This is a genomic window from Enterobacter cloacae complex sp. EB5 (genome assembly GCF_031432835.1).
GTDB classification, from domain to species: domain Bacteria; phylum Pseudomonadota; class Gammaproteobacteria; order Enterobacterales; family Enterobacteriaceae; genus Enterobacter; species Enterobacter hormaechei_C.
This window is the reverse complement of the sequence record NZ_CP133860.1, coordinates 2,038,362-2,057,868: the sequence shown is the minus strand read 5'-3', so window position 1 is coordinate 2,057,868 and position 19,507 is coordinate 2,038,362. Positions and strand designations below refer to the sequence as shown.

Sequence of the window (19,507 nt, the reverse complement as noted above, 5' to 3'; positions counted from 1 at the left end):
TAATTCTTTAAACCGGTGTATTTCTGCCGTTATGCTACATAAGTTTGCTGTCGTGCCGTTAGGGCCCAGGCTATTCTGGCCAGCTTGTTTGCCAGAGCACAAGTGACGACAAAGTTGCTTTTCCGGCACAGTAAATCCCTGACCCAATCGGCCAATTTGCCAGACTGGTGTTCCAGTTTTTGTATGAATACCCTGGCACATTGAACCAACAAAGTTCGGATCTTTTTATTACCTCGCTTACTAATTCCCAGCAATGTCGTCCTACCTCCCGTGCTGTACTGCCGAGGTACAAGCCCTGTTGCCGCCGCAAAGTCACGGCTGCTGGCGTACTGCTTCCCGTCGCCAATCTCAGTTGAAATAGTACTCGCTGTCAGTGTTCCGACGCAGGGAATGCTCAGCAAGCGCTGTCCAACCTCATCTTCGTCCAACTTTCGTTTCAACTGGGATTCCAAATCTTTAATCTGCTCAACAAGATAGTGATAATGCTGTTGTAATTTCAGCAATAACTGGCTGAGGTAAAGAGGCAAACTATTATCCTCAAGAATGGTACTCAGTCGGCTAATAACGGCAGCTCCTCGGGGAACGCTAATGCCAAATTCCAGCAGAAAAGCATGCATTTGATTGGTTGTTTTTACCTTATCCTGAACCAGGGATTCACGGACACGATGCAGAGCCCGCATTGCCTGCTGAGATTCCGTTCTGGGCTGCACAAAACGCATAGACGGACGCGATGCAGCTTCACAAATAGCTTCGGCGTCGACAAAGTCGTTTTTATTGCTTTTAACGAACGGGCGGACAAATTGTGGTGATATCAGCTTTGGGGAATGCCCCAACTCTTCCAACTTGCGTGCCATAAAGTGAGAACCGCCACAGGCTTCCATTGCGATGGTTGTAGCGGGGCATGTCGCCAAAAATTCGATCAACTTTGGCCGGGTAAATTTTTTACGGTAAACAGCCTTCCCGCGACGATCCTGGCAATGAATATGGAAAGAGTTTTTACCCAGATCGATACCAATGAGCGCAATGTTTTCCATGATAGTTCTCCGAATGAAAGCCTGTCCTCAGCATAGTACCGGGAAGGAGGGAGTGACCATCTCATTAAAAACAGACAGCAAATACCCCTGAGATAACCACCAACAATAAAGCGTCAGCAGTCACTTTATAACAATAAATCCGGCCACTATGTCCTTCCTGTTTATCAGGAGGGAGGCCTTTCTGTACCTGATACATGGACAAATTATGAAAAGAATCATTACTGTACTGATCGTGTCGTCTGTGTCCTGCCCGGTTTTTGCCGGGGCCTATGTCGAAACGCGCGAAGCCTACAACACCGCCTCTGAGCTGCACGAAGTGATCCTGCGTGCGGGCTATAACTTCGATATGGGCGCGGGACTGATGTTCACCAACGCTTATAACGTGGGGAAATGGGACGAACTGAAGCACAGCTATAACGAAATCGAGGGGTGGTATCCGCTCTTCAAACCGACCGACAAACTGACCTTCCAGCCCGGCGGCTTAATTAATGACAGCAGCGCAGGATCAGGTGGCGCGGTTTATTTAGATACCAATTACAAATTTACGGACTGGTTTAATCTGACGTTCCGCTATCGCTATAACCATAACAATTACGATACGCCGGACTATAACGGGCAGATGGATAAGAACGACACGCATGAATTCGCCAACTACTGGAATTTCAAAGTGACGGATGCGTTTTTCTACACCTTTGAACCGCACTTTTTCCAGCGGGTGAATGATTACCACAGCAAAAATGGCAAAGATCATCACTGGGAAATTACTAACAAGTTCAGCTATAAAATCGACAGAAACTGGCTGCCGTATCTTGAGCTACAGTGGCTGGACCGATGGAATGATTACAACCGCGAGCAGTACCGGATCCGGTTAGGGTTGCGGTATTCGTTCTAATAAAAAAAGCCGCTGATCGCTCAGCGGCTTTTTCGTTGCCGGGTGGCGCTTGCGCTTACCCGGCCTACGGCATAACCGAATTAGTCTTCTTTCGCACCGCGCATTGCACGTTTACGATCGTTCTCGGTCAGGTGACGTTTACGGATACGAATTGACTGAGGCGTCACTTCTACCAGTTCGTCATCATCGATGAATTCCAGAGCCTGCTCCAGCGTCATCTTGATCGGTGGAACCAGAACCGTTGCTTCGTCAGTACCGGACGCACGCATGTTGGTCAGTTTCTTACCGGTCAGGCAGTTTACCGTCAGGTCGTTAGAACGGCTGTGAATACCGATGATCTGGCCTTCGTAAACTTCAGCACCGTGACCCAGGAACAGCTTACCGCGATCCTGCAAACCGAACAGCGCAAACGCAACCGCTTTACCCTGACCGTTAGAGATCAGCACGCCGTTGTTACGCTGACCCACTTCGCCCGGACGAACGTCGTCGTAGTGGCTGAAGGTGGAGTACAGCAGACCAGTACCGGAAGTCATGGTCATGAACTCAGAACGGAAGCCGATCAGGCCACGGCTTGGGATCACGTAGTCGAGACGTACGCGGCCTTTGCCATCTGGATTCATGTTTTTCAGGTCGCCTTTACGCTCACCCAGTGCCTGCATCACAGAACCCTGGTGCTGCTCTTCAACGTCCAGCGTTACGTTTTCGAATGGCTCTTGTTTACGGCCGTCGATTTCGCGGAAGATAACTTTCGGACGGGAAACCGCCATCTCGAAACCTTCACGACGCATGTTTTCGATCAGAACAGACAGGTGCAGCTCACCACGACCCGAAACGCGGAATGCATCAGCGTCTTCGGTTTCTTCAACGCGCAGCGCAACGTTGTGCACCAGCTCTTTGTTCAGGCGGTCAAGGATCTGACGAGAGGTAACAAACTTACCTTCTTTACCACAGAACGGAGAGGTGTTGACGTTGAAGAACATGGATACGGTTGGTTCATCAACGGACAGGGCTGGCAGCGCTTCGACGTTCTGCGGATCGCAGATGGTGTCGGAGATGTTCAGTTCACCCAGACCGGTGATGGCGATGATGTCGCCCGCTTCAGCGATGTCGCTCTCGATACGCTCAAGACCCAGGTGAGTCAGAACTTTACCGACTTTACCGTTACGGGTTTTGCCTTCGCTATCGATGATAGTGACCTGCTGGTTAGGCTTCACTTTACCGCGCTTGATACGACCAATGCCGATTACGCCAACATAGTTGTTGTAGTCGAGCTGGGAGATCTGCATTTGCAGGGTGCCTTCCAGGTCAACGTTTGGCGCAGGAACGCGATCCACAATCGTCTGGTACAGCGGAGTCATGTCTTCCGCCATGTCTTCGTGATCCAGACCGGCGATACCGTTCAGCGCAGACGCATAAACGATAGGGAAGTCCAGCTGTTCGTCGGTCGCGTCGAGGTTAACGAACAGGTCGAAGACCTGGTCAACAACCCAGTCAGGACGCGCGCCAGGACGGTCAACCTTGTTGATCACAACGATAGGTTTCAGGCCGTGGGCAAATGCTTTTTTGGTCACGAAGCGCGTTTGCGGCATAGGGCCATCAAATGCGTCAACCACCAGCAGCACGGAATCCACCATGGACATCACGCGCTCAACTTCACCACCGAAGTCGGCGTGCCCTGGGGTATCAACGATGTTGATACGGTAGTCATTCCATTTGATAGCGGTGTTTTTGGCGAGGATGGTAATCCCACGCTCTTTCTCCAAATCGTTGGAGTCCATCACACGCTCTTGAGTTTCGGCACGAGCATCAAACGTACCGGACTGCTGTAGCAGCTTATCAACCAGGGTAGTTTTACCATGGTCGACGTGCGCGATGATGGCGATATTACGCAATTTTTCGATCACAACTTTGCCTCAGGCATTTAGAAATAGCGCGTTATTGTACACGGATTAATCGCACTACAAAACAGGATCACAAACATCCCCCGCAAACAAGTATTGCAGAGATGCTTTGTGATCGCTTTCACGGAGCGGTAAAAGGGCACTTTAACGTAAATTGCACCAATATGGTGCTCTATGTTCACACAGAAGCACTATAATGGTGCAACAAATCCAATGTGGTGCAGCCCTTCTGCACTATGGTGCGCATGATAACGCCTTTTTGGGGTGTTTTAAAAGTTGGCACAGATTTCGCTTTACAGAAATACAGTAAAAATATGGCAGCCCAGCCGATTTGAAGACCTCGTTACCACGACGACAATGACCAATCTGGAGAGTTAAGTATGTCCGCTGAACACGTTTTGACGATGCTGAACGAACATGAAGTGAAGTTTGTTGATCTGCGCTTCACCGATACCAAAGGTAAAGAACAGCACGTCACGATCCCTGCTCATCAGGTGAACGCCGAATTCTTTGAAGAAGGCAAAATGTTTGACGGCTCCTCCATTGGCGGCTGGAAAGGCATTAACGAATCCGACATGGTTCTGATGCCAGATGCAACCACTGCGCTCATTGACCCGTTCTACGAAGAACCTACGCTGATCATCCGCTGCGATATCCTGGAACCTGGCACGCTGCAAGGCTATGACCGTGACCCACGCTCCATCGCAAAACGCGCTGAAGAGTACCTGCGTTCTACCGGCATCGCAGACACCGTTCTGTTCGGGCCAGAGCCAGAGTTCTTCCTGTTCGACGACATCCGTTTTGGCGCTTCCATTTCTGGTTCCCACGTCGCTATCGATGACATCGAAGGCGCATGGAACTCTTCCACCAAATACGAAGGTGGTAACAAAGGTCACCGTCCGGGCGTGAAAGGCGGTTACTTCCCGGTTCCTCCGGTCGATTCTTCACAGGACATCCGTTCTACCATGTGTCTGATTATGGAAGAGATGGGCCTGGTTGTTGAAGCGCACCACCACGAAGTGGCAACGGCTGGCCAGAACGAAATCGCAACCCGCTTCAACACCATGACTAAGAAAGCGGATGAGATTCAGATCTACAAATACGTTGTGCACAACGTTGCGCACCGTTTCGGTAAAACCGCGACCTTCATGCCAAAACCCATGTTCGGCGACAACGGTTCCGGCATGCACTGCCACATGTCCCTGTCCAAGAACGGCACCAACCTGTTCTCTGGCGACAAATACGCGGGTCTGTCTGAGCAGGCGCTGCACTACATCGGCGGTGTTATCAAACACGCTAAAGCGATCAACGCCCTGGCGAACCCGACCACCAACTCCTACAAGCGTCTGGTCCCAGGCTACGAAGCACCGGTGATGCTGGCGTACTCTGCCCGTAACCGTTCTGCTTCTATCCGTATCCCGGTGGTGGCGTCTCCGAAAGCGCGTCGTATCGAAGTGCGCTTCCCGGACCCGGCGGCTAACCCATACCTGTGCTTCGCAGCACTGCTGATGGCCGGTCTGGACGGTATCAAGAACAAGATCCACCCGGGCGAAGCCATGGACAAAAACCTGTACGACCTGCCGCCAGAAGAAGCGAAAGAGATCCCACAGGTTGCCGGCTCTCTGGAAGAAGCCCTGCAAGCGCTGGACGCAGACCGTGAGTTCCTGACCGCTGGCGGCGTGTTCACCGATGAAGCAATCGACGCTTACATCGCGCTGCGTACCGAAGAAAACGACCGCGTTCGCATGACGCCGCACCCGGTTGAGTTCGAACTGTACTACAGCGTTTAATTGATTTGTTTTACCCGGCGCATACGCGTCGGGAGTAGTTGCCGTGGAAACTTTAGCCCATCTTCGGATGGGCTTTTTTCTCCACCAACAACCTGATCTCACGCGCTTTTTACCTCTAAAACGCTATACTGCACTAAAATAGTGCAACGACTCCAGGAGACTGCTGAATGGCAACTGGCACGCTGCCCGATGCTGGGCAGATCCTCAATTCTTTGATTAACAGTATCTTGCTGGTCGACGACGAGCTGGCGGTGCATTACGCCAACCCGGCGGCGCAGCAACTGCTCGCCCAAAGCGCCCGTAAACTGTTTGGCACGCCGCTGCCTGAACTGCTGAGCTATTTCTCACTGAATATTGGCCTGATGCAGGAGAGTTTGCAGGCGGGTCAGGGCTTCACCGATAACGAAGTGACGCTGGTGATTGACGGACGCTCGCATATTTTGTCCCTCACCGCACAGCGCCTGCCGGATGGCATGATTCTGCTGGAAATGGCGCCGATGGATAACCAGCGTCGTCTCAGCCAGGAGCAGCTTCAGCATGCGCAGCAGATTGCGGCGCGCGACCTGGTGCGCGGGCTGGCTCATGAAATTAAAAACCCGCTGGGCGGCTTACGCGGTGCGGCACAGCTTTTGACCAAAGCGCTGCCTGACCCTGCCCTGGCAGAGTATACCAACGTCATTATCGAGCAGGCGGACCGTCTGCGTAATCTGGTCGATCGTCTGCTCGGGCCGCAGCAGCCGGGGATGCATGTTTCAGAAAGCATTCATAAGGTCGCGGAGCGGGTGGTGAAACTCGTCTCTATGGAGCTGCCAGATAACGTCACGCTGGTGCGTGATTACGACCCAAGCCTGCCGGAGCTGGCGCACGATCCGGACCAGATTGAACAGGTGCTGCTGAACATTGTGCGTAACGCGTTGCAGGCGCTGGGCCCGGAGGGTGGCGAAATTATTCTGCGTACCCGCACCGCGTTCCAGCTGACGCTGCACGGCGTGCGTTATCGTCTGGCGGCACGTATTGATGTGGAAGATAACGGGCCGGGGATCCCGCCGCATCTCCAGGATACCCTGTTCTACCCGATGGTCAGCGGTCGCGAAGGCGGCACCGGGCTGGGGTTATCCATCGCCCGTAATTTGATTGACCAACACTCCGGCAAAATTGAATTTACCAGTTGGCCGGGACATACCGAGTTTTCGGTTTTCCTGCCGATTAAAAAATAAAGGTGACGTTTATGCAACGAGGGATAGTCTGGGTAGTCGATGACGATAGCTCCATCCGTTGGGTGCTTGAACGCGCGCTCACAGGAGCGGGATTAAGCTGCACGACGTTTGAGAGCGGCAGCGAGGTGCTCGACGCACTCACCACCAAAACGCCGGACGTTCTGCTCTCGGATATTCGCATGCCGGGCATGGACGGACTGGCGCTCTTAAAGCAGATCAAACAGCGCCACCCCATGCTTCCGGTCATCATAATGACCGCCCACTCCGACCTGGATGCCGCCGTTAGCGCCTACCAGCAGGGGGCGTTTGATTATCTGCCAAAACCGTTTGATATCGACGAAGCCGTTGCCCTGGTCGAACGCGCCATCAGCCACTATCAGGAGCAACAGCAGCCCCGTCACGCGCCGGATTTCGGGCCTACGACGGACATCATCGGTGAAGCGCCAGCCATGCAGGACGTGTTTCGCATCATCGGGCGTCTGTCGCGCTCGTCTATCAGCGTCTTGATTAACGGTGAATCAGGGACCGGTAAAGAGCTGGTTGCGCACGCCCTGCATCGCCACAGCCCGCGGGCGAAAGCCCCCTTTATCGCCCTGAACATGGCGGCGATCCCCAAAGATTTGATTGAATCTGAGCTGTTCGGCCACGAAAAAGGGGCGTTTACCGGGGCAAATACCATTCGTCAGGGACGCTTTGAACAGGCTGACGGCGGAACGCTATTCCTGGATGAAATCGGCGATATGCCGCTGGATGTTCAGACCCGACTGCTGCGCGTGCTGGCAGATGGCCAGTTTTACCGCGTGGGCGGGTATGCGCCGGTGAAGGTGGACGTGCGTATTATTGCCGCGACGCACCAGAACCTGGAGCTGCGCGTGCAGGAGGGGAAATTCCGTGAGGATTTATTCCATCGTCTGAACGTGATCCGCGTCCACCTCCCGCCGCTGCGCGAACGTCGGGAAGATATCCCGCGTCTGGCGCGCCATTTCCTGCAAGTGGCGGCCCGCGAGCTGGGCGTGGAAGCCAAGCAGCTTCATCCGGAAACGGATGCCGCCCTCACCCGTCTGGCGTGGCCGGGCAACGTGCGTCAGCTGGAAAACACCTGTCGCTGGCTGACCGTGATGGCCGCCGGACAAGAAGTGTTGATTCAGGATCTCCCTGCTGAGCTGTTTGAAGCCACCGTGCCCGAAAGCACCACCGGACATGCGCTGCCAGACAGCTGGGCGACGCTGCTGGCGCAGTGGGCAGATCGCGCGCTGCGTTCCGGTCATCAAAATCTGCTCTCCGAAGCGCAGCCTGAGATGGAGCGCACGCTGTTAACTACCGCGCTTCGTCATACCCAGGGCCACAAACAGGAAGCGGCTCGCCTGTTGGGATGGGGTCGAAACACCCTGACGCGCAAGCTGAAAGAGCTGGGAATGGAGTGATCTTACTCCGCTGTGTAAAGGTTACTAATTGAGCGCAAAGTGCCGTTATTTTGCGCTTTACTGTTCCGATGAGTTTTGTATGATCGTGCCCGGAAACAGGGGGGAGCATCATGCTGGAATCATTAGTGACTTTGCTTTCGAGCGGAGCAGCAGAAAGCCACACGCCACAAACTGCCGTTGCGGCGGTGCTGTGTGCGGCGCTGGTTGGGCTGTTTAGCTAACGAGCTATTGATGAAAAGCCGGGTGGCGGCTTCGCCTTACCCGGCCTACATAAGTGCGAGATGTAGGCCGGGTAAGCGAAGCGCCACCCGGCATTGCAGCTCAAATCACCCGCGAGAACTGCTGTAAACGCGCTTTCTGACGCAGATAGGCGTCAAAGCACATGCAGATATTACGAATCAACAGACGCCCTTTCGGCGTGACGACCACCTCGCTCTCCGACACATCCACCAGCCCGTCCTTCGCCAGCGGCGCCAGAAGCTTCAGGTCTTCGGCAAAGTAATCGCTGAATTGCAGATCCCATTGCGCCTCCACCTCGCGGAATTCGAGACGGAAGTTGCAGATAAGCGCCTTAATCACATCACGACGGATGCAGTCGTCGCGCGTTAACGCAATGCCGCGCCACAATGCATTACCCGTTTCATCAACCTGCTGGTAGTACAGCTTCAGCTCTTTCTGGTTCTGGGCATAGCAGTCGCCAATCATGCTGATGGCGGAGACGCCCATTCCGACCAGATCGGTATCGCCCTGGGTGGTGTAGCCCTGGAAGTTACGGTGGAGAACACCTTCGCGCTGGGCAATCGCCAGTTCGTCGTCAGGGCGGGCAAAGTGATCCATCCCGATAAACTGATAGCCGGTTTCGGTCAGCGAGGCGATGGTCTCCTGCAAAATGTCCAGCTTCTGCTGGGCGGAAGGCAGATCCGCATCTTTGATTTTGCGCTGAGCGGCGAACAGCGTCGGCAGGTGCGCGTAATTAAAGACGCTCAGACGGTCCGGGTTAAGCTCAGCCACGCGTTTAAGCGTGTAGGCGAAGCTCTCCGGCGTCTGCTTCGGCAGGCCGTAAATCAGGTCTATATTCGTTGAGGTAAAGCCGATTTCACGCGCATGGTTGAGTAAGGCAAAGATAAACGCTTCGTCCTGCTCGCGGTTAACCAGGCGCTGTACTTCTTTGTTGAAGTCCTGTACGCCCATACTCAGGCGATTGAAGCCTTCGGCGCGTAAATGATCCAGCACATCCAGCTCGATTTCTCGCGGATCGACCTCGATCGAAATTTCAGCGTCGTCGTTAAAACTAAAATTGCCGCGCAGCAGCGCCATCAGGCGGCTGATCTGCGCTTTATTCAGATAGGTTGGCGTACCACCGCCCCAGTGAAGCTGGCTGACGTGACGGCCTTTAAACAGCGGTGCGCGGTGCAGAATTTCCTGTTCGAGCGCATCGAGGTATTGATCGGCTTTGTGCTGCTGGCGGGTAACGATTTTATTGCAGCCACAGAAGTAGCAGAGCTTATGGCAGAACGGAATATGGACGTAGAGCGACAGCGGGCGCTCGGGATAGCGCGCCACAGCTTGCTGAAAATCCGCCTCGCCGAAAGCGTCAGAAAACTCCAGCGCGGTGGGGTATGAGGTATAACGCGGCCCGGAATAGTTATATTTCTGGATCAGGGCCAAATCCCAGTCGATAGATGGTACAGACATGCTCACTCCTTCCGTTGGTGTCGCGTTCGTATACGGCGGCCCGTTCTGGTCCCGTTGCGGGCCATCATTCGGGTGCGCAGCCACTTCTGTCGCCGCGACAACCGCCGTAGTTTAACGAATAACCACACCAGATAACATATAACCGGAAGGGTTATAAGCAGGACGAGTGTACCTGCCGGGTGCAAATGTTAGTTTCCACCTTTCAGCAGACGCATCATATCTTCCTGCTTTTCGTCTTCCTCTTCGTCTTCTTCATCATCGTAGGACAGACCCAGCTTCTGCATCAGTTCATCAATGCGGTCCAGTTTGGCATCCACCCAGGACTGCTCTTCAGCAGTCAGGGTTTCACCCTCTTCAAGACGTTCCAGCAGCGCGTCCAGGCGCTCATCGTTCTCCAGCATATCCAGCTCAGCCTGCGGTGAAAGCATAGGTTTCTCGCTCTTTGGTTTGTGCTGCTTAGTGACCGGCGTGTCTGTCACGCCCAGTGGAATGGGAGTTTTACTGCCGATACGAGGATCTTTCTGCTGTTTGCCTTTTGCAGAAGCGCCTGCGGCACCGCCACCGTTAGCACGGCTACCCGCAGCATGACCACGATGTTTTTTATCGCGTTTGCGATCGCGCGCTTCCTGATTCAATTCTTCGCGCGTTTTGCGGCGTGCTTTTGCAGGGCGTTTCGCGCCCGCAGCGGAGGTCGGTTTTTTCATGATGTTTTATCTTTAAGTCGTTTTCTTCAGTATAGAATTGCGGCGAAATCTAGCAGAAAGCAAGCAAAGAAAAAAGGCGACAGAGCAATCTGTCGCCTTTTTTCCTGACTCACAACCCTTAACGGGTCAGACATTCCCTGTTTGCCTGCAACAAACCCTGTTTATCCCTTGGCTACTACCGTCCGTGATACGGTTCCGTTTCCTGTTAAAAACGCCTCCAGGCGCCGGTCGTCCTGACAATCCTGAGTCTTCGCCTCCTGGCGCTCCTGACCCTTATCCTTAAGTCGTTATCCTGTTGGCATCCTCGCCGTGGCACACACTTTACCTTGTTCCTTTAAACTAACAAGCAACGAAAAGGTACAAAACCGGATTTTCAGATAATTACTCATTAATAACTCTTTGAATTTTAATATTTTGAGTTTTTTAGCGCCTGCGATTTCTCTTAAATTTCTCATACGCTTAAGGGCAGATCTCTTACATTCCGTAGGGCTTTCACTTACATGTCAATGACGAAGGGAAAAGCCTTTTGCCCGCATTCAGGTATAATCCCCGCAGATTACGATTTTTGGAGACGACCACGTGACTACCTGGAACTACCAACAGACGCATTTTGTCACCAGTGCGCCCGATATTCGCCACCTGCCCTCAGACACAGGGATTGAAGTGGCATTTGCTGGCCGCTCCAATGCGGGAAAATCCAGTGCCCTGAATACGCTCACCAATCAGAAAAACCTGGCGCGTACCTCAAAAACACCTGGCCGTACTCAGCTGATTAACCTGTTTGAAGTGGCTGAAGGCAAACGCCTGGTCGATTTACCGGGCTACGGTTACGCGCAGGTACCGGAAGAGATGAAGATCAAATGGCAGCGTGCGCTGGGTGAATACCTGGAAAAACGCATGTGTCTGAAAGGTCTGGTGGTGCTGATGGATATTCGTCATCCGCTAAAAGATCTCGACCAGCAGATGATTGACTGGGCGGTGGCAAGCGATATTGCGGTGCTGGTGCTGCTGACAAAAGCGGATAAGCTGGCGAGCGGCGCGCGCAAGGCGCAGGTGAACAAGGTTCGTGAAGCGGTGCTGGCATTCAACGGTGATGTGCAGGTTGAACCGTTCTCCTCGCTGAAAAAGCAGGGCGTGGATAAACTGCGACAGAAGCTCGACAGCTGGTTTAACGATCTGGAACCGGCGACAGAAGCGGAAGCAGAGTAACAACAGGCGCGGCGATGACCGCGCTTTTTTCGCCTGAAACTTTCTTTGCCGCAATAAAAAACGCCCCAGTCATTACTGACTGGGGCGGCTAAAATATTCAGCCAAATCCGATTACGTGAAGTAAAAGGTCTGAAAGATAGAACATCTTACCTCTGTACCCTACGTCGTTAACTCTACTCTTTTTTTATCGCTGGACAAAGCACTTTTTGTAGTTTTTTTTCATTCTTTACATAGGGAATTCTAATGATCGTCACAAAACGCGCGTACTTATGTTGCTTACTTACATAAAACGCGCGTTATTCCGTTAACCCTTAGTGAGCCTGATCCCAGTTTTCGCCGCTACCCACTTCCACCAGCAACGGAACGTCCAGCTTCATGCTGTTTTCCATCAGTTCATGGATCTTCTGAGAGACCTTTTCCAGATCGTCTTTATGAACTTCAAAGACCAGTTCATCGTGTACCTGCATGATCATTTTCACGCGCGGCTTCTCTTTTTCGAGCCAGGCATCGACGGCGATCATTGCGCGTTTAATGATGTCCGCCGCAGTGCCCTGCATGGGGGCGTTGATCGCAGCACGTTCAGCACCCGCGCGACGCGCGGCGTTGCTGGATTTGATATCCGGAAGGTAGAGACGACGCCCATCCAGCGTTTCAACGTAGCCTTTCTCTTTCGCCTGGGCGCGGGTACGTTCCATATATTCCAGCACGCCCGGATACCGCTCGAAGTAGAGATCCATATACTTCTGCGACTCTTTACGCGGAATATTGAGCTGGCGTGAAAGACCAAAGGCACTCATGCCGTAAATCAGACCGAAGTTGATCGCTTTTGCGCTACGACGCTGCTCGTTTGTCACGCTCTCCAGCGGCAGCCCAAACACTTCGGCAGCGGTTGCCCGGTGGATGTCCTTGCCTTCGGCAAAGGCCGTCAGCAGGCCTTTGTCGCGTGACAGGTGCGCCATAATACGCAGTTCGATTTGCGAGTAGTCCGCGGAGACAATCAGATAATCCTCTGGCGCAATGAAAGCCTGGCGAATACGGCGGCCCTCTTCATTACGCACCGGAATGTTCTGAAGGTTAGGATCGGTTGACGAAAGTCGCCCGGTCGCCGCCACAGCCTGGTGATAGGAGGTGTGCACGCGGCCCGTTTTCGGGTTGATCATCAACGGCAGTTTATCGGTATAGGTCGATTTCAGCTTAGCCAGACCGCGGTATTGCAGAATAACTTTTGGCAGGGGATAGTCCAGCGCCAGCTCTTCCAGCACCTCTTCAGACGTTGAAGGGGCGCCGCCTGGGGTTTTCTTCAGCGGCTTGATACCCTGTTTTTCAAACAGGATAGTTTGCAGCTGTTTCGGTGACGACAGGTTAAATGCCTCGCCAGCAAGCTCATGCGCTTTCTGTTCAAGCTCGGTCAGGCGCTGCGCCAGCTCACCAGAGTGGTTATGCAGCACCGTTGGGTCGATTTTAACGCCGTTACGCTCAATACGAGACAGCACAGGCACCAGCGGCATCTCAATGTTCTGGAACACATTCAGCGGCCCTTCGTGCTTCTGCAATTTCGGCCACATTTTGAGATGCAGCTGTAGCGTGACGTCAGCGTCTTCCGCAGCGTAGCGGCCTGCTTCTTCCAGCGCGATCTGGTTAAAAGTCAGCTGATTTTTGCCCTTACCGGCAATTTCTTCAAAGGTGATGGTTTTGTGTTTCAGCCAACGATCGGATAAGGAATCCATATCATGGCGGCCCGCCACGCTGTCCAGAATGTAAGATTCCAGCATGGTGTCAAAAGCGATACCACGCAGCTCAATGCCGTAGTTTTGCAGAATACCGCGGTCATACTTCAGGTTTTGCCCGACCTTCAGCGCTTTCTCGTCTTCCAGAATCGGCTTTAGCAGTTCTAAGGCGCGCTCGCGGGAGATTTGCTCCGGCGCATCCAGATAGTCGTGAGCCACCGGAACATAGGCGGCAATACCCGGCTCCGTCGCGAATGACAGGCCCACCATATTAGCCGTAATGTTATCGAGGCTGTCCGTTTCGGTATCGAAAGCAAATACTGGCGCTTTTTTTAGCTTTTCAATCCAGGCGACGAGCCGTGACTCTTCAAGGATGGTTTCATAGTTGTCGAAGGAGAGCGCTATTGCCTCTTCTTCTGCCTGCTCTTCGGCATCGACAACGATGGTCTCTTTCGGCTTCGCCGCAGGTTTAGCCCCTTTCGCCTGAAGCCATTTCCCGGCTTCAACATCCGCGGTCCAGCGTTTAAATTCGTATTTTCTGAACAGGCCAAGCAGTTCGTCGGCGGCGGGTTCCTGCACTTCCAGCTGCTCGCAGGTAAGCTCCAGCTCTACGTCAGTTTTGATGGTAGCTAACTGATAGGAGAGATAAGCCACCTCTTTGTTATCGGCAAGCTTTCCGGCCATGGTTTTTGCGCCACGGAAGGTAAGACCGGCAATTTTGTCGGACTCTGCATACAGCGTATCCAGCCCGCCCAGCCCTTGCAGCAGCGCCTGAGCTGTTTTTTCACCCACGCCCGGCACGCCAGGAATGTTATCCGAGGAATCGCCCATCAGGGCGAGGAAATCAATAATGAGCTCTGGCGGCACGCCATATTTGGCGACCACTTCTTCCGGGCCAAGAATGGTGTTGGTCATGGTGTTGATCAGCGTGATCCCTGGCGTTACCAGCTGCGCCATATCTTTATCACCGGTACTGATCAGAACCGGGCGGCCTGCTTTTTCCGCTTCGCGCGCCAGGGTACCAATTACGTCGTCAGCTTCAACGCCTGAGACCGCGAGCAGTGGCAACCCCATCGCTTTCACCATAGCGTGCAGCGGTTCAATCTGCGCGCGCAGATCGTCAGGCATAGGGGGACGGTGAGATTTGTAATGCTCAAATAATTCATCGCGGAAGGTTTTACCCTTCGCATCAAACACCACGGCCGCATGGGTTGGATGGTATTGCAGAATCAGGCTGCGCAGCATATTCAGCACGCCGTACATTGCGCCGGTAGGTTCCCCTGCGCTGTTGGTCAGAGGAGGAAACGCATGATACGCCCGATACAGGTAAGAAGAGCCATCGACGAGTATAAGTGGGTTTTCTGGGATCTGAACCATAATGTCCGTGCCTTTTATGAATTTATGGGTAAAGGATGCCACAGAAGGATGAAAACATCAGGTTTTAGCGCTTTATACAGAAAAAGATTTTGCGATCGGGAAGATCGCTCGCAAAACAAAACTGTGGATAAGTTTGTGCATATTTTTAATGCAGGTGAATAACAGCTTTATAAAAGTGACACCAAAAACTTATTTATCTAGTTAAATCAAAGCATTAACACGAGATCAATTAAGATCGCGCCTCACTGATGGTTATTTAGTCTATGTGGATATAAGACTTAAGCACCCTGTCTATAGGGAAAAATTCGCGGCCTGGCAGGAAAAGCCGCGGCCTCCTGGTGTGAAAGCGCCCTGGTCTGAGCGAATTTCTGATAAGATCGGCGCCCAGCACCGGATAGCCGGCTGCTCAATTACAGCTAACTATCTGAAAAAATTCATCATGTCGAGAATACTCGCTGCGATAACATTATTGTTAAGCGTCATTTTAACTATTCTGGTTACCATCGCCTGTTCTGTGCCAATCATCGTTGCCGGAATAATTAAGCTCCTGCTGCCTGTCCCTCCGGTATGGCGCGCGGTGTCTGCTTTTTGTAATTTTATGATGTACTGCTGGTGTGAAGGCCTGGCGATCCTGTTGCATCTGAACCCCTGGCTGAAGTGGGACGTTCAGGGTCTGGAGAAGCTGAACAAAAAGAACTGGTATCTGCTGATCTGTAATCACCACAGCTGGGCCGACATCGTTGTATTGTGCGTACTGTTTCGCAAACACATTCCGATGAACAAATACTTTCTGAAACAGCAGCTGGCCTGGGTGCCTTTCATTGGTCTGGCCTGCTGGGCGCTGGATATGCCGTTTATGAAACGCTATTCACGCAGCTATTTGATTCGTCATCCGGAACGCCGCGGTAAGGACGTGGAAACCACGCGCCGTTCTTGCGAGAAGTTTCGCGCGCATCCCACCACCATTGTTAACTTCGTCGAAGGATCGCGCTTTACCGAAGAGAAGCGCCAGCAAACTCGCTCTCATTATCAGAACCTGTTGCCGCCAAAGGCTGCGGGTATCGCAATGGCGCTCAACGTGCTGGGTGAGCAGTTCGATAAATTGTTGAACGTAACGCTCTGCTATCCGGAAAACGACAGGACGCCGTTCTACGATATGCTCAGCGGCAGGCTGACGCGTATCGTTGTCCGCGTTGATCTGGTGCCCGTCAATACTGAACTGCACGGGGATTACGTCAACGATAAAAACTTCAAACGTCGTTTCCAGCTTTGGCTTAATACACTCTGGAAAGAGAAAGACGAGCAGATAGCGAAGATTAAATCTTCATACAAAAACGCCGGTCAGTGACCGGCGTTTTTCTTTGTGGTTGTTACTTTTTCTCAACCAGGTATTTCACGGTATCAGCGTACTGTTGTACGAAGATATCCATGCTGGTCGTGTCCATACCACGCATATTCACCTGGTATTTGCCGTTAACATACATCGCCGGCACGCCCTGCAACTGGAGGTCAGCGGCAGCTTTTTCCTGCTGTGCCACGAGAGATTTCACCACGAAACTGTTCCAGGCAGCGTCGTAGTCTTCACCTTTCACACCGGCATCCACGAATACTTTACGGATATCTGCCGTAGTTTGTACGGTCTGGGTTTTCTGTACGGCTTCAAACATAGGCGCGGTGATCTTATCTTCCACACCCAGCGCAATCGCGACCGCCCATGCCTGAGTCAGGTCTTTACCCAGTGGGCCAAGGAACTCAACGTGGTATTTCGTCATTTTGGTGCCTTCCGGCAGCTTTTTCTTCACGTTGTCAGAAACATGAAGTACCTGCTCAAACTCGTAGCAGTGCGGGCAGTAGAAGGAGAAGAACTCCAGCACCTGAGGCTCGCCAGCAACAGGCTTGTCCAGCGTTATGTACTGCTTGCCGTCGGTAAACTGCGCAGCAGTTGCGCTAAATGCCAGAATCATACCAGCCAGCGCCAGCCAAATTTTTTTCATGATCAACTCTCTCCTGGGTGTGTCCAATTAATACATCGGCGTTAATTGCAGAGGGGGTTCCTGTAGAACCTTAACCTGCTCGGTAAATGTGGATATCTGGTTGCGCCAGTAATCCTCCCCGGTAAGCCAGGGGAAATTTCGGGGAAAAGCCGGGTCTTCCCAACGCCTGATTAACCACGCGAGATAATAAACAAATCGCATCGCACGTAAAGGCTCTATCAAGGCAATTTCGTCTGAATTAAAGGGGCTAAATTCTTCATAAGCTTCAATTATGGTCTCAAGCTGCATGCGCTGCTCGGCTTTATCACCGTTGAGCAGCATCCACAGATCCTGCACAGCGGGTCCCATACGTGCGTCATCAAGATCGACAAATAGCGGCCCATCACGCCAGAGAATATTCCCGGCGTGGCAGTCACCGTGCAGGCGCAGAGTAGTAATATCATCCCGCCAGCAGGCTTTTACAGCATCAATAAGCTTATCGGTCGCCGTGAGGAAATTATCCTTTAGCGCATTCGGGATCAGCGCCGATGTTTCGAATACCTGTCGCGGCTCAACAAGATATTCCTGAACACCAATCGTCGGACGGGCAACAAACGGTTTTTTACGTCCCGTCTGATGAATGCGCCCCAGATAGCGGGCAACCCATTCCATCTGATCGATATTATCTGCCTCAAACTGTCTTCCGCCCAGGCTCGGAAATACCGCGTAGTAAAAGCCCTGATGGGTCAGCAGCGTTTGGTTATTGAATTTAATCGGTGCCGCAACGGGAACATCGTCATCCAGCAGATCGTGGGCAAACTGATGCTCTTCCTGAATTTGTTCTGCGGACCAGCGTTGTGGACGGTAAAACTTAACGACAAAGCGCTGGCGCTCTTCGTCCTGAAATTGGTAGACACGGTTTTCGTAGCTGTTTAAAGGGGTTAACCCGGAATCCACCCGAATACCCTGCTCGAACAGCGCATCCATAATGGTATCCGGGTGTAGTGTCTGGAAAGTAAAAGCCTGGTCGTTCATCCGATCATCCGGAAATTATACGAATGATTCAGGATATCATCTTGTGGCGATTTCGGTGGCTCCGCTTACAAGCTTTTACTCTTTAATTACGCCTCGGGCGCGCAGTAATGCGGTTTTAAAATCCTCTTCATAATCTTTCTGAATGCCAGGAATAACAGCATCTTTGGCCGAGTCACGCATTTTCAGGTGGTAGATCAGGATGTCGTCAGAAAGGTCTGCCAGTTCGCCATCAAAACCTGACTCTTTCGCCAGTTTCTGTAAAAATTGCATCAGATTCAGCTCTGGCTCTTTTTGCCAGGCCGGCTGGAGAAGCTCAATGACTTCATTAAGACGTTTACATTTCATGGTAGTGCTCCTTTCATTTAGAGAGACACGTTAGCAGGGTCAATCCCACAATAAAAGAGGCGATATTCGTGAATCAATGCCAGGAAATCATCGGAGTTGTTCTGGCCGGGGGCAGAGCAACGCGAATGGGCGGAAAGGATAAGGGGCTTCAGCTCCTGAACAACACACCATTATGGCAGCATGTTGCTGATACGCTTGCAGATCAGGTGTCGTCGATAGCGATCAGCGCTAACCGACATGTGGTTATTTATCAGCGCAGCGGGTATCCGGTTTATCAGGACAACCTGGTGGACTACCCCGGTCCGCTGGCGGGAATGCTTTCCGTTATGCAGCAGTCGTACGGAGAGTGGTTTCTCTTTTGTTCCTGTGATACGCCCTTCATCCCGTCCTGTCTGGTTGAACGTCTGGTGCAGCGGCGCGGTGATGCTCCCGTCGTCTGGGTACACGACGGTGAACGCGACCATCCAACGATCGCATTGATTAATCGCTCGTTAATATCGGCGCTGGAAGATTACCTGGCCACAGGAGAGCGACGCGTCATGGTATTTATGCGTCAGTCCGGAGGGCATTCCGTTGATTTCAGCGACATGAAATCGGCGTTTGTGAATGTAAACACGACGGAAGATTTGCAGATGATGCAGGAGAAGAAATGATACCCGTATTAGCGATCTCAGCCTGGAGTGGCACCGGGAAGACTACGCTGCTAAAAAAACTGATACCTGCACTTTGCGCTAAAGGCATTCGGCCCGGATTGATTAAGCATACGCACCATAATATGGATGTCGATAAGCCGGGGAAAGATAGCTATGAGCTGCGTAAGGCTGGCGCTGCACAAACGATGGTGGCGAGTAACCAGCGCTGGGCGTTAATGACAGAAACACCGGATGAAGCACCGCTGGATCTCGCTTATCTTGTCAGCCGGATGGATCACTCCACGCTGGATCTGGTGCTGGTTGAGGGGTTTAAGCATGAGGCTGTTGCGAAGATCCTGCTATTCAGAAGCGATGCCGGACATGACGTAAGTGAGTTAACGCTGGATGAACATGTGATTGCCGTGGCCAGTGACGTTGCGTTGACGCTGGAAGTACCGGTTCTGGATTTGAATAATGTGGAGGGGATTGCAGAGTTTATTTTGGCGTGGAATGCAGTCTGAGATCTGCCGGGTGACGGCTTCGCCTTACCCG

General features: G+C 52.5%; 17 protein-coding genes. 9 read left to right on the top strand and 8 right to left on the bottom strand.

Annotated elements, in window-relative coordinates; translation table 11 throughout:
- Nucleotides 1-29 precede the first annotated feature (29 nt).
- On the bottom strand, nucleotides 30-1,034 hold the full coding sequence (locus RHN82_RS09835; protein WP_000427623.1) for an IS110-like element IS4321 family transposase: 1,005 nt from the start codon (nucleotides 1,032-1,034) through the stop codon (nucleotides 30-32).
- Nucleotides 1,035-1,239: 205 nt separating this feature from the next.
- On the opposite strand from RHN82_RS09835, the gene ompL reads away from it, so the two are divergent.
- Nucleotides 1,240-1,926: a porin OmpL gene (gene ompL / locus RHN82_RS09830; protein WP_003861929.1), complete on the top strand. Its 687-nt coding sequence runs from the start codon at nucleotides 1,240-1,242 to the stop codon at nucleotides 1,924-1,926.
- A gap of 80 nt (nucleotides 1,927-2,006) precedes the next feature.
- On the opposite strand, the gene typA is transcribed toward ompL, so the two are convergent.
- The gene (gene typA / locus RHN82_RS09825; RefSeq protein ID WP_003861927.1) at nucleotides 2,007-3,830 is read right to left on the bottom strand and encodes a ribosome-dependent GTPase TypA; all 1,824 of its coding nucleotides are present in this window, start codon (nucleotides 3,828-3,830) and stop codon (nucleotides 2,007-2,009) included.
- Nucleotides 3,831-4,207: 377 nt separating this feature from the next.
- On the opposite strand from typA, the gene glnA reads away from it, so the two are divergent.
- From glnA to RHN82_RS09805, 4 genes are all read left to right on the top strand, one after another.
- Nucleotides 4,208-5,617 (top strand): glutamate--ammonia ligase, encoded by a 1,410-nt coding sequence (glnA, locus tag RHN82_RS09820; RefSeq protein ID WP_003861925.1) that lies wholly within the window; start codon nucleotides 4,208-4,210, stop codon nucleotides 5,615-5,617.
- Nucleotides 5,618-5,784: 167 nt separating this feature from the next.
- The gene (glnL, locus tag RHN82_RS09815; RefSeq protein ID WP_003861923.1) at nucleotides 5,785-6,834 is read left to right on the top strand and encodes a nitrogen regulation protein NR(II); all 1,050 of its coding nucleotides are present in this window, start codon (nucleotides 5,785-5,787) and stop codon (nucleotides 6,832-6,834) included.
- Between the two features lie 11 nt (nucleotides 6,835-6,845).
- Nucleotides 6,846-8,258 carry a nitrogen regulation protein NR(I) gene (glnG, locus tag RHN82_RS09810; RefSeq protein WP_047052503.1) on the top strand — a complete coding sequence of 471 codons (1,413 nt, stop codon included), beginning with the start codon at nucleotides 6,846-6,848 and terminating at the stop codon, nucleotides 8,256-8,258.
- Nucleotides 8,259-8,368: 110 nt separating this feature from the next.
- Nucleotides 8,369-8,479, top strand: coding sequence for a YshB family small membrane protein (locus RHN82_RS09805; RefSeq protein WP_017382667.1), 111 nt, complete (start codon nucleotides 8,369-8,371; stop codon nucleotides 8,477-8,479).
- A 100-nt stretch (nucleotides 8,480-8,579) separates the two neighbouring features.
- On the opposite strand, the gene hemN is transcribed toward RHN82_RS09805, so the two are convergent.
- Both hemN and yihI read right to left on the bottom strand, forming a co-directional pair.
- Nucleotides 8,580-9,953, bottom strand: a complete 1,374-nt coding sequence (gene hemN, locus RHN82_RS09800; protein ID WP_047052502.1) for an oxygen-independent coproporphyrinogen III oxidase — start codon at nucleotides 9,951-9,953, stop codon at nucleotides 8,580-8,582.
- A 188-nt stretch (nucleotides 9,954-10,141) separates the two neighbouring features.
- Complete coding sequence (gene yihI, locus RHN82_RS09795) at nucleotides 10,142-10,657, bottom strand: Der GTPase-activating protein YihI (protein WP_047052501.1); 516 nt, start codon at nucleotides 10,655-10,657, stop codon at nucleotides 10,142-10,144.
- Nucleotides 10,658-11,236: 579 nt separating this feature from the next.
- On the opposite strand from yihI, the gene yihA reads away from it, so the two are divergent.
- Nucleotides 11,237-11,866 carry a ribosome biogenesis GTP-binding protein YihA/YsxC gene (gene yihA, locus RHN82_RS09790; RefSeq protein WP_003861913.1) on the top strand — a complete coding sequence of 210 codons (630 nt, stop codon included), beginning with the start codon at nucleotides 11,237-11,239 and terminating at the stop codon, nucleotides 11,864-11,866.
- Nucleotides 11,867-12,177: 311 nt separating this feature from the next.
- Here yihA and polA read toward each other — a convergent pair whose 3' ends face one another.
- Nucleotides 12,178-14,970, bottom strand: a complete 2,793-nt coding sequence (gene polA, locus RHN82_RS09785; protein ID WP_047052500.1) for a DNA polymerase I — start codon at nucleotides 14,968-14,970, stop codon at nucleotides 12,178-12,180.
- Nucleotides 14,971-15,409: 439 nt separating this feature from the next.
- Between polA and RHN82_RS09780 the strand changes: the two genes are divergently transcribed.
- The gene (locus RHN82_RS09780) at nucleotides 15,410-16,318 is read left to right on the top strand and encodes an acyltransferase (RefSeq protein WP_047052504.1); all 909 of its coding nucleotides are present in this window, start codon (nucleotides 15,410-15,412) and stop codon (nucleotides 16,316-16,318) included.
- Between the two features lie 22 nt (nucleotides 16,319-16,340).
- On the opposite strand, the gene dsbA is transcribed toward RHN82_RS09780, so the two are convergent.
- The 3 genes from dsbA to RHN82_RS09765 form a co-directional block, all read right to left on the bottom strand.
- Nucleotides 16,341-16,964, bottom strand: a complete 624-nt coding sequence (gene dsbA, locus RHN82_RS09775) for a thiol:disulfide interchange protein DsbA (protein WP_047052499.1) — start codon at nucleotides 16,962-16,964, stop codon at nucleotides 16,341-16,343.
- A gap of 27 nt (nucleotides 16,965-16,991) precedes the next feature.
- Nucleotides 16,992-17,978: a serine/threonine protein kinase gene (locus RHN82_RS09770; protein ID WP_047052498.1), complete on the bottom strand. Its 987-nt coding sequence runs from the start codon at nucleotides 17,976-17,978 to the stop codon at nucleotides 16,992-16,994.
- 75 nt (nucleotides 17,979-18,053) lie between these two features.
- Complete coding sequence (locus tag RHN82_RS09765) at nucleotides 18,054-18,323, bottom strand: YihD family protein (protein WP_003861904.1); 270 nt, start codon at nucleotides 18,321-18,323, stop codon at nucleotides 18,054-18,056.
- Between the two features lie 68 nt (nucleotides 18,324-18,391).
- On the opposite strand from RHN82_RS09765, the gene mobA reads away from it, so the two are divergent.
- Together mobA and mobB are read left to right on the top strand one after the other, a co-directional pair.
- Nucleotides 18,392-18,976: a molybdenum cofactor guanylyltransferase MobA gene (mobA, locus tag RHN82_RS09760; protein WP_047052497.1), complete on the top strand. Its 585-nt coding sequence runs from the start codon at nucleotides 18,392-18,394 to the stop codon at nucleotides 18,974-18,976.
- A complete protein-coding gene (gene mobB, locus RHN82_RS09755; protein WP_047052496.1) occupies nucleotides 18,973-19,476 on the top strand; it encodes a molybdopterin-guanine dinucleotide biosynthesis protein MobB in 504 nt (167 codons plus the stop codon). The genes mobA and mobB overlap by 4 nt, the downstream gene beginning before the upstream one ends.
- The last annotated feature ends 31 nt before the right edge of the window (nucleotides 19,477-19,507 follow it).